The organism is Pseudomonas sp. AG1028 (genome assembly GCF_007993955.1).
Taxonomy (GTDB): Bacteria; Pseudomonadota; Gammaproteobacteria; order Pseudomonadales; family Pseudomonadaceae; genus Aquipseudomonas; species Aquipseudomonas straminea.
On the sequence record NZ_VIVP01000004.1, the window covers coordinates 343,874 to 357,934 of the forward strand.

General features: G+C 63.8%; 10 protein-coding genes and 1 pseudogene. All 11 read right to left on the reverse strand.

The features are described from left to right. Positions 1-126: 126 nt before the first annotated feature. The 11 genes and pseudogenes from FB481_RS08690 to hisC all read right to left on the reverse strand — a co-directional run bounded on the left by FB481_RS08690 (position 127) and on the right by hisC (position 14,029). Positions 127-1,389 (reverse strand): OprD family porin, encoded by a 1,263-nt coding sequence (locus tag FB481_RS08690; RefSeq protein ID WP_147176014.1) that lies wholly within the window; start codon positions 1,387-1,389, stop codon positions 127-129. 86 nt (positions 1,390-1,475) lie between these two features. Further along, positions 1,476-2,692 (reverse strand): annotated as a pseudogene (locus FB481_RS08695) (benzoate/H(+) symporter BenE family transporter). Between the two features lie 91 nt (positions 2,693-2,783). After that, on the reverse strand, positions 2,784-4,118 hold the full coding sequence (locus FB481_RS08700) for an MFS transporter (protein WP_147176016.1): 1,335 nt from the start codon (positions 4,116-4,118) through the stop codon (positions 2,784-2,786). Positions 4,119-4,192: 74 nt separating this feature from the next. Then, on the reverse strand, positions 4,193-4,969 hold the full coding sequence (locus FB481_RS08705; protein ID WP_147176017.1) for a 1,6-dihydroxycyclohexa-2,4-diene-1-carboxylate dehydrogenase: 777 nt from the start codon (positions 4,967-4,969) through the stop codon (positions 4,193-4,195). Between the two features lie 10 nt (positions 4,970-4,979). Beyond that, on the reverse strand, positions 4,980-6,023 hold the full coding sequence (gene benC / locus FB481_RS08710; RefSeq protein ID WP_147176019.1) for a benzoate 1,2-dioxygenase electron transfer component BenC: 1,044 nt from the start codon (positions 6,021-6,023) through the stop codon (positions 4,980-4,982). Positions 6,024-6,076: 53 nt separating this feature from the next. After that, positions 6,077-6,565, reverse strand: coding sequence for a benzoate 1,2-dioxygenase small subunit (benB, locus tag FB481_RS08715; RefSeq protein ID WP_147176021.1), 489 nt, complete (start codon positions 6,563-6,565; stop codon positions 6,077-6,079). Next, positions 6,562-7,938 carry a Rieske 2Fe-2S domain-containing protein gene (locus tag FB481_RS08720; protein ID WP_147176023.1) on the reverse strand — a complete coding sequence of 459 codons (1,377 nt, stop codon included), beginning with the start codon at positions 7,936-7,938 and terminating at the stop codon, positions 6,562-6,564. The genes benB and FB481_RS08720 overlap by 4 nt, the downstream gene beginning before the upstream one ends. 240 nt (positions 7,939-8,178) lie before the next feature. Further along, positions 8,179-9,858: a 30S ribosomal protein S1 gene (gene rpsA, locus FB481_RS08725; RefSeq protein WP_013791124.1), complete on the reverse strand. Its 1,680-nt coding sequence runs from the start codon at positions 9,856-9,858 to the stop codon at positions 8,179-8,181. Positions 9,859-9,996: 138 nt separating this feature from the next. Next, a complete protein-coding gene (gene cmk, locus FB481_RS08730; protein WP_147176025.1) occupies positions 9,997-10,686 on the reverse strand; it encodes a (d)CMP kinase in 690 nt (229 codons plus the stop codon). Next, positions 10,683-12,923, reverse strand: a complete 2,241-nt coding sequence (locus FB481_RS08735; RefSeq protein WP_147176027.1) for a bifunctional prephenate dehydrogenase/3-phosphoshikimate 1-carboxyvinyltransferase — start codon at positions 12,921-12,923, stop codon at positions 10,683-10,685. Before FB481_RS08735 ends, cmk begins: the two co-directional genes overlap by 4 nt. Continuing rightward, positions 12,920-14,029: a histidinol-phosphate transaminase gene (hisC, locus tag FB481_RS08740; protein WP_147176029.1), complete on the reverse strand. Its 1,110-nt coding sequence runs from the start codon at positions 14,027-14,029 to the stop codon at positions 12,920-12,922. Before hisC ends, FB481_RS08735 begins: the two co-directional genes overlap by 4 nt. Between the last annotated feature and the right edge of the window lie 32 nt (positions 14,030-14,061).

Genomic DNA, 14,061 nt, shown 5'->3' on the forward strand with positions numbered 1-14,061 from the left:
TGCGATGGGTTCCACCCATCCTACGACTACGCGGCTCGCCCCATCCTACGATTGGGCCCAATGAACCACGGCTATCGACGCCCCTGTGGGAGCGCGCCATGCGCGCGAAAAAATCGCGCCAGCGCCTCAGAGCAACGTCCAGGTGTACGAAAGGATCAGCCGGTTCTCGTCGATATCGCTACGGTAGTTGGAACGCGCTTCGACATTACGCACCCGCACACCCAGCCCCTTGAGCGCCCCGCTCTGCACCACGTAGCCGATATCCAGATCGCGTTCACGATCCTTGCCCTCGAAGCCCAGGCCGGTATCGACGTTGTTGCCGCGGATATAGCGCACCGTGGTGGTCAGACCGGGCAAGCCGAGGACGGCGAAGTCGTAGTCGTAACGGGCCTGCCAGGAGCGCTCGTCGGTGTAGGCGAACTCATAGGTCGGCACCTCGTTGCCCAACGGCGTGACGTTGGCGAACACCCGTGGGAACGGGTTGTCGCCGAACATCGCCTGGTAGCCAACATAGAAGGTATGGCCGCCATGCTTGGCCGAAATCAGTGAATAGAAGGCCTGGTTGTCGATATCGCCAAGCAGCTTGTCGCCATCTTCCTGGCTGTCGAAGTAGCCGAGGTTGGCGCCCAGTGTCCAGGCGCCCACAGGCTCGCTGTGCTTGAGGCCGACGAAACGCTGGTTGTAGATGTCCTCCAGCTGCGCGTACCACAGGCTGGCAGTGGTGCGCTTGTCGTTGAAGGTGTAGTCGGCGCCCAGGTAGTTGAACGCGTCGCTGCTGACCTGGCGCTGCGGCACATGGCCGAGCATGGCCTGCAGTTTGTCGTCGCCAGCTTCGTTGCGCAGGCTGGTGGAACGCAGGTGGCCGCCCTGCAGGGTCAGGCCATCGATTTCTCGCGACAGCAGCGAAGCTCCCTGGTAGCTGGGCGGCAGCAGGCGAATGTCGCTGAAGGTCAGTACCGGCAGGTTGGGCTGCAGCTCACCGATGCGCAGTTCGGTCTGCGAATAACGAGCCTTCAGCGCCACGCCGAGGCGGCTGTATTCATCGGCAGCCTCGCCGTTGTCGCGCACCGGCAACAACCCGGTATTGACCCGGTCGCGGCTGCTGTCGAGTTTCATGCCGAGCAGCCCCTGGGCGTCCAGGCCAAAGCCGACCACGCCCGGCGTGTAGCCGGACTTGAAATCGAGGATAAAGCCCTGGGCCCACTCCTCGGCCTTGGATTGTCGGTTGGCACCGACGATGTCGGAGAAGTCCCGGCTGAAGTAGTAATTGCGCGCCTGCAGGGTCGCGCTGGCGCCGTCGATGAAGCCCTCGCCCGCGGCCTGTACGGCAGCCGGCAGGCTCAGCACGCTTAGGGAAAATACGCACAAGGTAGTCTGATGTTTACTCATGATTGCTCTGCTCTTGTTGTTATTGCATGGGTACAACGGCGCCCCAAGCCAAACAGCGCGGAGAGCCGGATCAGGAAAATCGGGGTTCAGCGAGTCTCTTGAGCGGGCCTGGAACGCACGGCCTGCTCGGTGGCGGGCGCGGCTCCATGAGTCAGCAGCCAATGGGCGAACAGTCCGAAGATCAGCCTCCAGAACGCCGCCGACAGACCGAGAAAGGACATGCCCGAGGCGGTGACCAGAAAGGCCACCAGCGCCGCTTCACGCTCTTGCGGCACGGCCATGGCCCGGCCAGCGAAGCCGAAATCGCGCCGAACAGTGCGAGCCCCCTCAACGCCGCCACCAGCGCCTGGGGAAAGGCGGTGAACAGGCTGACCAGGGTTGCCCCGAACAGGCCGAACAGCAGGTAGAACAGGCCACCCACCACACCGGCCACGTAGCGACGCTCGGGCCGCTCATGGGCCTCACGGCCGGTACAGATCGCTGCGGTAATCGCCCCCAGCGCCAGGCCATGGCAGGCAAAGGGCGCCAACAGCAAACTGCCCAGGCCACAGCCCGCCAACAGCGGCAGTGCCGGTACCTCGCCATAGCCGCTGCTGCGCAATAGCGCCATGCCGGGTATGAATTGCCCGGTCAGCGCCACCACGGCCAGCGGTACGCCGATGTTGAGCATCGCCGTCAGAGAGAACTCCGGGGTGATCCACACCGGCGTGGCCAGGCCGATCACCCAGGCATCGGCGCTCAGCTCGCCGCGGCCGACCATCAGCCCAACGCCGACCAGCAACACCGCCAGCACCGCGTAGCGCGGCGACAGGCGCTTGCACATCAGGTAGGTGACGAACATCGCCAGCACCAGCAGCGGCTGTTCCTGAAGCGAGGTGAACAGCGCGCTGCCGAAGCTGAACAGAATGCCTGCCAGCATCGCCGCACACACCGACAGCGGCAGCCGTGCGACCAGTTTGTCGAAGGCGCCACTGAGGCCAACCACCAGCACGATCAGGTTGGCCACCAGATACGCGCCCACTGCCTCGCCGAGGCTCACTTGCGGCAACAGGCTGACCAACAGCGCCGAGCCCGGCGCCGACCAGGCGATCACCACCGGCGCCCGGTAGCGCAGGCTGAGTACGATGCCCAGCACACCACTGCCGATGCTGATCGCCCAGATCCACGACGACAGTACTTCGGCCGGCAGACCGGCCGTGCGCGCCGCCTGGAAGATGATCACCAGCGGCCCGGCATAGGAAATCACCGTGGCGATAAAGCCGGCGACGGTCGCCGACAGCGACACGTCCTTGAACAGCGTCATTGCTTCGCTCCGTCAAGCGGGCGGCCGCAGCCGCTCCCCGTTCAACGATGAGGTGAACGGAGATGGATCAGGGTACGGATGGAGGTGGCGATCAGGCTTTGCTGGATTGCAGGTCGAGCCTGGCGACACTGGCGCTGTTCAGGGCGAACACCAGCATGGCCAGGGCGGCGATGGCGCCAGGGATGGCGAAGGCCATGAAATTGAGCTGCAGCGGCAACTCGATCCCCATCAGCGCACCGCCGAGCAGCGGGCCGACGATGGCGCCGTTGCGGCCGATACCCGAGGCCCAGCCAAGCCCCGTGGAACGGATCGACAGGCCATACAGCTGGGCGGTGCCGGCGTACAGCAGGATCTGCGTGCCGATGGTGGTCGCCCCGGCGATGAAGATCAGCAGATACAGCACCAGCGTCGGGCTCTTGAAGCCGAGCAGGCTGATCGACACGGCAGCGGCGATGAAGAAGCCGACCTTGACCTTGGTCAGGTTGAAACGGTCGCCCAGCCAGCCACCAAGAATCGCGCCGGCCATGCCCCCGAAGTTGAGGGCCAGCAGGAACGACAGACTCGAGCCCAGGCTGTAGCCGGCGTTGGCCATCAGCTTGGGTAGCCAGGAGCTCAACGCGTAGACCATCAGCAGGCAGCAGAAGAACGCTACCCAGATCGACAGGGTACGCACCGCCAGGCCATTGCGAAACAGCTCCAGCACGGACACGCCGCTGCCCTTGCGCTCGTTGATCACCAACTGCACGTCCGCACCCAGCGACTGGCCTGGATCGAGTCGCTGGAGCAGCGCGCGGGCCTTGTCATGCTCGCCGCGACGCACCAGAAAACCGATGGATTCGGGCAGGTAATGGAAGATCACCGGCAGCAGCAACAGCGGCAGCGCGGCGGCGAAGAACATCGACTCCCAGCCGAAGCGCGGCAGCATGAAGATGCCCACCCCGGCCGACAGCATGCCGCCCAGCGAATAGCCGCTGAACATCACCGCCACCAGGGTGCTGCGCAGTTTCTTCGGCGCGTATTCGTTCATCAGCGCTACGGCGTTGGGCATCAGGCCGCCGCAGCCGAGACCGGCAATAAAGCGACAGATGCCGAACTCGGTGGGGCTCGTGGCAAAGCCGTTGACGATGGTCGCCGTGCTGAACAGCGCGAAGCAGAGGGCGATGCCCTTCTTGCGACCGATCTTGTCAGCCAGGCTGCCGAACAGCAGCGCGCCGAACATCATGCCGAACAGCGCGTAGCTGCCCAGGGCGCCGGCCTGCAGGGGCGTGAGCCCCCATTCCTGCATGATCGCCGGCAGCACCACGCCGTAGATGAACAGGTCGTAGCCGTCGAAGATCAGCAGCAAGGCGCACAGGCACATCACCAGCCAGTGGAAGGAATTGAAACGGGCATTGTCGATCACGTCGTTGACGTCGAGGTTACGCATGGCATGGGTCTCTTATTGTTGTTGTGAAGCCGTGGCAGGCGTTGTCGCCTGGTCTACTCGTGTTACGTGAGGTGCTAGCCCAGATCACCGCCACCGACCGGCAGGGTCACGCCGGTGATATACGAAGCCTCGTCGGAGGCCAGAAACAGAATCGCGCCGACCTGCTCGTCGAGCGTGCCGTAGCGTTTCATCAGGCTGCTATCGAGGGTCTGGTCGACGATCTGCTGGTACCAGGTCCTTTCCTGCTCGCTCTGTTCGGCGGCGTTGCGTGGGATACGTCGCGGCGGCGCCTCGGTGCCGCCAGGGGCTGTGGCGTTGACGCGAATGCCACGCCCGGCGTTCTCGAAGGCCAGGCAGGCGGTCAGCGCATTGACGCCGCCCTTGGCCGCACCGTAGGGCACGCGATTGACGCTGCGAGTAGCGATGGACGACACGTTGACGATGGCGCCGCTGCCCTGCTCCAGCATCACCGGCAAGGCGGCGTGGCAGCACCACAGGGTCGGGAACAGCGAGCGACGCACTTCGGCCTCGATTTCCGCCTCGCGGTAATGCTCGAAGGGTTTCGCCCAGATGGTGCCGCCCACGTTGTTGATCAGGATATCCAGGCGACCGAAACGCTCCACGGCCTGCCTCATCACCTGCTGGCAGTCCTCGTAGCGTTCCAGGTCGGCGGTCAGGGTCAGCAACTCGGCGCCCTGCCCCAGCTCGTCGTTGAGCTCATGAACCAGCTCGGCCCGATCCACCGCCACGACGCGCGCGCCCTCGCTCGCCAGGCGCTCGACGACCCGTCGGCCGATGCCCTGCGCTGCGCCCGTGACCAGCGCCACCTTGTTATCGAATCGCTTGTACATGGCGCTCTCCTCAGGCCGACAGGGCTTGCCGATCGGTGCTGACCACCTGGGTCGGGGTGAATTTCTCGTAATGGAAACTGGCCGGAGTGACGCCCTGCTCGCTGAAGTGCTGGCGTACCGCGTCGACCATAGGCGGCGGCCCGCACAGGTAGACGTCGACGTCACCGTCGTTGAGCATCGCCGCGCTCATGTGCTGAGTGACGTAGCCCTTGCGCGGATGCTGGGACTGCGTCTCGGCCACACAGGTGATGAACACCAGGGTCGGCAGGCGCTCGGCCAGTTGCTGGAGGCGTTCGAGCAAGACCAGGTCGAGATCGCGGGTCACCCCGTAGATCAGGCTAATCGGTTGCTCGCAGCCGCGCTCGGCGAGTACTTCGAGCATCGACAGGAACGGTGCAAGGCCTGTGCCGCCGGCCAGCAGCAGCAGCGGCCGGCGCACATCGCGCAGGTAGAAGGTGCCCAGCGGCCCGGTGAACTGCAGACGCTCGCCCAACTGCGCCTGATCCAGGTAGGCGCTCATCAGCCCGCCTGGTACACGTTTGATCAGAAAGCTGAAGCGCGATTCACCCGGCTTGCTGCTGAACGAGTAGGCGCGCGTCTGGCCAGCACCGGGCACGGCGATGTTCACGTACTGCCCCGGCAGGAAACTCGGCGCGGCGGCGCCACCGGCGATGTCGAATGCCACTTCCAGCGCCGCATCGGCGTGAGGGGTGATCGACACCAGTTCGCCTTCGAAGCTGTTCGTTCCGGTCTTGCAGGCGGTGGACGGCACCGGTACGGCGATCACGCAGTCCGAAGCCGGCACCATCTGGCAGGTCAGCACCAGGCCCTGGGCGGCTTCATCTTCATTGAGGGCATCCTCGATGTAGTCCTCGCCCTGATCGTAATCGCCGTCTTCGCAGCGGCACTTGCAGGTGCCGCACACGCCGTCGGAACAGTCCATGGGCAGGTTGATGCGGTTGCGGTAGGCGGCATCCAGCACCTTTTCGTTGGCCTTACAGTCGATGAAGCGGGTGACCCCGTCTTCGAAATTCAGGGCGATGGTGTACGTCATGGCGATACCTCGGCCCGGCCGCCACGCTCTGCGAGGGGCGGCCGCGCGCGGATTCAGATGTGATAGATGTCGAGCACCTGGTGCACGTAGTCGTTCTTGAGCACCACCTTCTTGGCGGTGATCAGTGGCTGATCGCCGCGCATGTCCAGGTGGTAGAACGAGGTGCCGAAGTAGACGTCGGTGCTCTTGTAGCGATGGCTCAGGGTCTGCCAGTTGAAGCGCACCTGAACCTGCTCGGCGCTCTCCTCGAGCACCTCCAGGTTGGCGATGAAATGCGCGGTGCGCGGCTCCGGGGTGCTAGCGCTGGAGCGCTCGGTCTTGATACGGAATACGCGATCCTCCAGCCCTTCGCGGTTGGGGTAGTAGATCAGCGAGATTTCCCGCTGCGGGTCCTCGGTCAACCCGTCGTCGTCGTCCCAGGCCGGCATCCAGAACACCGCCTTACTCGAATAGCACTCCAGCCATTCGTCCCACTGGCGATCGTCGAGCAGACGCGCTTCGCGGTAGATGAAATCGAGGATCAGCTGTCGATTGGCGCTCATGCGGCGTGCTCCCCATCAGTGGCGATCAGCTTCGCCCGCTCGCTGTCGATGGCCTTGCCCATGGCCTGCGCCCAGTAGGCGTGCTGGCGCACGAAAAGACCCTCGTCCTCGGACTTCACGCCGCTGAGCAGAGGCTGCATGCCCATGGCCCTGGCATTATCGTCCGGCCCTTCGATCCAGTGGCTGGCGCCCCGGCTGAGGTCGTTCCACTGCGCGGCCTGGCCGGCATACCCGGTCTGGCAGGCGCGAAACTCTTCCAGGTCATCCGGCGTGCCCATGCCGGTGACGTTGAAGAAGTCCTCGTACTGGCGGATGCGCAACGCGCGGGCCTCGTCGCTCTCCCCCTTGGGGGCGAAGCAGTAGATGGTCACTTCGGTCTTGTCGACGGAAATCGGCCGCACCACGCGAATCTGCGTGGAGAACTGATCCATCAGGTACACGTTGGGGTACAGGCAGAGGTTGCGGGTCTGGCCAACGATGATGTCGGCACGGGTATCGCCGAACTGCGCCGCCAGTTCGTCACGGTGCTCGAACACCGGGCGCACTTCGGGGTTGATCAGCCGGGTCCACAGCAGGATGTGGCCGTATTCGTAGGCATAGAAACCACCGACGCTCTTCGACCAGCCATTGGCATCCACGGTACGGGTGCCCTCGGCTTCGTAGTTGCGACGCTGCATGGTCGCCGAGTAGTTCCAGTGCACCGAGCTGACGTGATAGCCGTCGGCGCCGTTCTCGATCTGCAGCTTCCAGTTGCCGTCGTAGAAGTACGAGGAGTTGCCGCGCAGCACTTCGATGCCTTGCGGCGCCTGATCGACGATCTGGTCGATGATCACCCGGGTCTCGCCCAGGTAGTCTTCCAGCGCCGGTACCGCCTCGCTCAGGCTGCCGAACAGAAAACCGCGATAGCCCTGGAAGCGCGCCATGCGCTTGAGGTCATGAGAGCCGTCGCAATCGAAGCTCTCGGGATAGCCACCGGTCTTGGCGTCCTTCACCTTGAGCAGCTTGCCGGCGTTGCTGAAGGTCCAGCCATGGAATGGGCAGGTGAACGAGCCCTTGTTACCCTGCTTGCGACGGCACAGCACGGCGCCGCGGTGCGCACAGGCGTTGATCAGGCCATGCAGCTCACCCGCCTTGTCACGGGTGATGACCACGGGCTGGCGGCCGATATGGGTGGTGAAGTAATCGTTGATCTCGGGAATCTGACTCTCGTGGGCGAGGTAAACCCAGCCGCTCTCGAAGATGTGCTTCATCTCCAGCTCGAACAGATCCGGATCGGTGAAAACGTCGCGGCGGCAGCGGAAGATGCCCTTGGCTGGATCCTCCTGAAAGGAATCGGTGAGCTGCCGGGCAAGGCGATCGAGTGTGCCGGTCATGGGGTCGTACCCTCCATTGTTCTTGTATCAGGCAACGCCAAATGGCGTATCAGGTAACGCCAGATGGGGCGTATCAGGCACAGCCAGATTAAGAGCGGGTACGAAGGGGCAATAGCCGTTTACTGCAGATCGCTATCCAGATTCTGCACGGCCGGTTCTGCGGACGGATCGAGGGCTTGAGGTATTTCCTCCGGCATGAAAAAGGGCGACCGAAGTCGCCCTTTTGTGGATCACCCGAACTTAGTTCTGGTTTTCCATTTGCGCACGAATCAGATCACCGATGGTGGTCGGACCGGAAGTTTCAACTTCCTGCTTGCGCATTTCCTTGATGGCTTCTTTTTCGTCTTCAACGTCTTTCGACTTGACGGACAGGCTGATCACGCGGCTCTTGCGATCGACGCTGATGATCTTGGCCTCTACTTCTTCGCCTTCTTTCAGAACGTTGCGCGCGTCTTCAACGCGGTCACGGCTGATTTCGGAGGCTTTCAGAGTGGCTTCGATGCCGTCGGCCAGAGTGATGATGGCGCCCTTGGCGTCAACTTCCTTCACGGTACCGCGAACGATGGTGCCTTTGTCGTTGACAGCAACGTAGTCGGAGAACGGATCTTCTTCCAGTTGCTTGATGCCCAGGGAGATGCGCTCACGCTCCGGGTCGACCGACAGGATGACGGTTTCCAGCTCGTCGCCCTTCTTGAAGCGACGTACGGCTTCTTCGCCGACTTCGTTCCAGGAGATGTCGGACAGGTGAACCAGGCCGTCGATGCCGCCGTCCAGACCAATGAAGATACCGAAATCGGTGATCGACTTGATGGTGCCGGAGATCTTGTCACCCTTGTTGAACTGACCGGAGAAGTCTTCCCACGGGTTGGTCTTGCACTGCTTGATACCCAGGGAGATACGACGACGCTCTTCGTCGATGTCCAGAACCATGACTTCCACTTCGTCGCCAACCTGAACGACTTTCGACGGGTGGATGTTCTTGTTGGTCCAGTCCATTTCGGAAACGTGTACCAGGCCTTCCACGCCTTCTTCCAGCTCTGCGAAGCAGCCATAGTCGGTCAGGTTGGTCACGCGCGCCATGACGCGGGTGCTTTCCGGGTAACGAGCCTTGATGGCAACCCATGGGTCTTCGCCCAGTTGCTTCAGGCCCAGGGAAACACGGTTACGCTCGCGATCGTACTTCAGAACCTTGACGTCGATCTCGTCACCAACGTTGACGATCTCGGACGGGTGCTTGATACGCTTCCAGGCCATGTCGGTGATGTGCAGCAGGCCGTCGACGCCACCCAGATCCACGAATGCGCCGTAGTCGGTGAGGTTCTTGACGATACCCTTGACCTGTTGGCCTTCCTGCAGCGATTCCAGCAGCGCTTCGCGCTCGGCACTGTTTTCGGCTTCCAGGACGCTGCGACGGGAAACGACAACGTTGTTGCGCTTCTGGTCGAGCTTGATGACCTTGAATTCCAGCTCTTTGCCTTCCAGGTGAGTGGTATCACGCACCGGACGGACATCGACCAAGGAACCTGGCAGGAACGCACGGATGCCGTTAACGTCGACAGTGAAGCCGCCTTTAACCTTACCGTTGATAACGCCCTTGACCACTTCCTCAGCGGCGAAAGCTGCTTCCAGAACGATCCAGCACTCGGCGCGCTTGGCTTTTTCGCGGGACAGCTTGGTTTCACCGAAGCCGTCTTCGACCGCGTCCAGCGCTACGTGTACTTCGTCACCGACCTTGATGGTCAGCTCGCCTTGTTCGTTGAAGAACTGCTCCAGAGGGATGACGCCCTCGGACTTCAGGCCAGCGTGAACGGTAACCCAGTCGCCGTCGATGTCGACCACGATGCCGGTGATGATGGCACCCGGCTGCATGTCGAGGGACTTCAGGCTTTCTTCAAAAAGTTCTGCAAAGCTTTCGCTCATGTTGATTCCTGTTGGGTCGGGCGGGGATTCGCCCTGCTCCGCATTCCAGACTATGCGGGTTTATTCATGTAAAAAGAGGCCTACGGGACTGGGACTGGTCTCCCGTATGCCTCCCTTGCGAGCCGAAACTGGCTCTTTTCAACCGGCGAGGTCGCGATTGGCGACTTCGCTCAGGATTCTTTCCAGCACCTGCTCGATGGACAACTCGGTGGAATCCAGCTGGATCGCATCGGCTGCCGGCTTGAGCGGAGCCACTGCGCGCTGGGTATCGCGCTCGTCGCGCGCCCGAATCTCATCGAGAAGACTCGCGAGATTAACATCATCGCCCTTGGCCTTCAACTGCAGGTAACGTCGGTTGGCCCGTTCCTCGGCGCTGGCGGTCAGGAAAACCTTGAGCGGCGCATCACTGAACACCACCGTGCCCATGTCGCGGCCATCGGCCACCAGACCCGGCGCTTCGCGGAACGCACGCTGGCGCTGCAGCAGGGCCTCGCGCACCGCCGGCAGTGCGGCGACCTGGGACGCCCCGGCGCCGACCTGCTCGTTGCGGATGGCGTCGGTCACCTCCTCGCCTTCGAGGATGATGCGCTGCGGCTTGCCGTCACCGGCAGCGAGGAACTGCACGTCCAGATGGGCGGCCAGCAGTTTCAGCGACTCTTCGTTGGCCAGATCGACACCGTGGTTGCCGGCGCAGAACGCCAGCAGGCGGTACAGCGCACCGGAGTCCAGCAGGTTCCAGCCCAGCTGCCTGGCCAACAGGCCGGCAACGGTGCCCTTGCCCGAGCCGCTTGGCCCGTCGATGGTGATGACCGGTGCATTCAGGCTCATTGCTTGCCCTCCACGGCGACACGAATACCCACCTGCTCGGCCAGGACCAGGAAGTTGGGGAACGAGGTGGCGACATTGGCGCAGTCGTGGATGCGGATCGGCGCGGTGGCGCGCAGCGAGGCGACGCTGAAGGCCATGGCGATGCGGTGGTCGCCGTGGCTGTACACTTCACCGCCGCCGATGCTTTGGCCGCCGTCGATGATGATGCCATCAGCAGTTGGCTCGACTTTCACGCCCAGGCTGGTGAGGCCGTCAGCCATGACCTGAATGCGGTCGGATTCCTTGACCCGCAGTTCTTCGGCGCCGCGCAGCACGGTACGCCCTTCGGCGCAGACCGCGGCGACGAACAGCACCGGGAATTCGTCGATGGCCAGCGGTACCAGCTCTTCGGGGATCTCGATGCCCTTGAGCTTGGCACCACGCACGCGCAGGTCGGCCACCGGCTCACCGCCGACTTCACGCTGGTTTTCCAGGGTGATGTCGCCGCCCATCAGGCGCAGGATCTCGATCACACCGATACGGGTCGGGTTGATGCCGACATGCTCGAGCAGCAGGTCGGAACCTTCGGCGATGGACGCCGCGACCAGGAAGAAGGCCGCCGAAGAAATGTCCGCCGGCACTTCGATGCGCGTGGCGGTCAGCTTGCCGCCGGCCTGCAGGGAGGCCACCGGACCGTTGGACTGAACCGCGTAACCGAAGCCGCGCAGCATTCGCTCGGTATGGTCGCGGGTCGGCGCCGGCTCGGTCACGGTCGTGACGCCTTCGGCGTACAGGCCGGCCAGCAGCAGACAGGACTTCACCTGGGCGCTGGCCATCGGCAGGGTGTAGGTCAGCGCCTTGAGCTTGCTGCCACCACGGATGGTCAGCGGCGGACGGCCGTCCGGGCCGGTCTCGACCACGGCGCCCATTTCCCGCAGCGGGTTGGCCACACGGTTCATCGGACGCTTGGACAGCGAGGCGTCGCCCGTCATGGTCACGTCGAACGGCTGGCCAGCCAGCAGGCCGGAGAGCAGGCGCATCGAGGTTCCGGAGTTGCCGACGTAGATCGGGCCGGGTGGCGGCTTCAAGCCATGCAGGCCGACGCCATGGATGGTCACGCGGCCATGGTGCGGGCCTTCGATGACCACGCCCATGTCGCGAAAAGCCTGCAGGGTCGCCAGGGCATCTTCGCCCTCCAGGAAACCTTCGACCTCAGTAGTGCCCTCGGCCAGCGAGCCGAGCATGATCGAGCGGTGCGAGATGGACTTGTCGCCCGGTACGCGGATGCGGCCGGCGACCTTGCCGCCAGGATTTGCCAGGAAAATCAAATCGTTCGAGTGCATAGCGTCCACATAGGCCCGGCGGGCCAGTATTTTGCTGAAATGTTCGCGGGCCACGCGGGCGCGGGTGAATACGCCCAGCAGATGATGCCCGTCCCCTGCGTCGACCGCGTCGCGCAAGGCGTCGAGGTCGTCGCGAAATACATCCAAGGTGCGCAGCACGGCCTCGCGGTTGGCGAGAAAGATGTCGTGCCACATGACCGGGTCGCTGCCGGCGATTCTCGTGAAATCGCGGAAGCCGCCGGCGGCGTAGCGGAAAATCTCCAGGTTTTCGTTGCGCTTGGCCAGCGAGTCGACCAGGCCGAAGGCCAGCAGATGGGGCAAGTGGCTGGTGGCAGCGAGGACCTGGTCGTGGTGCTCGACCTGCATGTGCTCGACATCGGCACCCAGCTCGCGCCACAACTGGTCGACGCGCTGCAAGGCCAGGGCGTCGGTCTGCGCCAGCGGCGTGAGGATCACCTTGTGGCGCTTGAACAGCTCGCCATTGGCCGCCTCTACCCCGCTCTGCTCGGAGCCGGCGATCGGGTGACCCGGCACGAACCGTGCCGGCACGCCGCCGAACACCGCATCGGCAGCGCGCACCACATTGCCCTTGGCACTGCCGGCATCGGTCAGGATGGCATCGCCCAGATCCAGCTTGGCCAATTCGCCGAGTACGCGCTCCATGGCCAGGATAGGGACGGCCAGCATGATCACGTCGGCGCCCTGACAGGCGGCAGCCAGTGCCTCTTCGCAGCGGTCAACGACGCCAAGCTCGACGGCCAGGCGCCGCGACTGCGCATCCAGGTCGACACCCACCACTTCACGGCACACGCCGCGGGCGCGCAGGCCCTTGGCGAAGGAACCGCCGATCAGTCCCAGGCCGACGACGACCAGGCGCTCGACCAGCGGCTTCACAGGTGCATGGCGTTCGATCACGCGTTCAGCACCTTGCGCAGTGCTTCCAGGAAGCGGGCGTTCTCGGCCGGCAGGCCAATGGAAACGCGCAGGTGGTTGGGCATGCCGTAGCCGGCGACCGGGCGCACGATCACGCCTTCGCGCAGCAGGCCCTGATTGATCGCCGCGGTGTCACGGCCAAAGTCGATGGCCAGGAAGTTGGCTTTCGACGGAATCCAGCTCAGGCCCAACTCACGGCAACCATCCTGCAACTGCAGCATGCCGGCGGTATTGATCTCGCGGCTGCGTGCCAGGTACTCGGTATCGTCGAACGCCGCGCAGGCCGCCGCCAGGGCGAAACTGTTGACGTTGAACGGCTGGCGGACGCGGTTCAGCACGTCGGCCACGTCCGGTCGGCTCAGGCCGTAGCCGACGCGCAGCGAGGCCAGGCCGTAGGCCTTGGAGAAGGTACGCGATACCAGCAGGTTGGGGTGATCGGCCAGGTAATCCAGGCCGTCCGGCAACTCGTCGCCATCGGCGTATTCGATGTAGGCCTCGTCCAGCACCACCAGCACGTTTTCCGGAACGGCGGCGAGGAAATCGCCCAGTGCCTGCTTGCCGAACCAGGTGCCGGTCGGGTTATTGGGGTTGGCGATGAACACCACGCGGGTATTGGCATCGATGGCCGCCAGCATGGCCGGCAGGTCATGGCCGAAGTTGACGGCCGGCACGACCTTGGCCTGGGCGCCAACGGCCTGGGTGGCGATCGGGTAGACGGCAAACGCGTGTGCGCTGAACACCGCGTTCAGGCCAGGCGCCAGGTAAGCGCGGGCGACCAGTTCGAGGATGTCGTTGGAGCCGTTGCCCAGGGTGACCTGGGCAGTGGTCACGCCGCAGCGCTCGGCCAGCAGGGTCTTCAGGGCGAAGCCATTGCCGTCGGGGTAGCGAGTCAGTTCGTCCAGCTCGGCGCGGATCGCGGCCAGCGCCTTGGGGCTCGGGCCCAGGGGGTTTTCGTTGCTAGCCAGTTTGACGATGCTGGCCGGGTCCATGTTCAGCTCACGGGCCAACTCGTCGACCGGCTTGCCTGGCACGTAGGGGGACAGCTTCTGTACGCCTGGCTGGGCCAGGGCGATGAAATCACAACTCATAGTCAGGCCTCAGGCTGCAGGCCCGGGCAGCG

Bases quoted from the DNA above. Each gene is read 5' to 3' on its own strand.
- FB481_RS08690 (WP_147176014.1), bottom strand. From the start codon at position 1,389: ATGAGTAAACATCAGACTACCTTGTGCGTATTTTCCCTAAGCGTGCTG.
- FB481_RS08700 (WP_147176016.1), bottom strand. From the start codon at position 4,118: ATGCGTAACCTCGACGTCAACGACGTGATCGACAATGCCCGTTTCAAT.
- FB481_RS08705 (WP_147176017.1), bottom strand. From the start codon at position 4,969: ATGTACAAGCGATTCGATAACAAGGTGGCGCTGGTCACGGGCGCAGCG.
- benC (WP_147176019.1), bottom strand. From the start codon at position 6,023: ATGACGTACACCATCGCCCTGAATTTCGAAGACGGGGTCACCCGCTTC.
- benB (WP_147176021.1), bottom strand. From the start codon at position 6,565: ATGAGCGCCAATCGACAGCTGATCCTCGATTTCATCTACCGCGAAGCG.
- FB481_RS08720 (WP_147176023.1), bottom strand. From the start codon at position 7,938: ATGACCGGCACACTCGATCGCCTTGCCCGGCAGCTCACCGATTCCTTT.
- rpsA (WP_013791124.1), bottom strand. From the start codon at position 9,858: ATGAGCGAAAGCTTTGCAGAACTTTTTGAAGAAAGCCTGAAGTCCCTC.
- cmk (WP_147176025.1), bottom strand. From the start codon at position 10,686: ATGAGCCTGAATGCACCGGTCATCACCATCGACGGGCCAAGCGGCTCG.
- hisC (WP_147176029.1), bottom strand. From the start codon at position 14,029: ATGAGTTGTGATTTCATCGCCCTGGCCCAGCCAGGCGTACAGAAGCTG.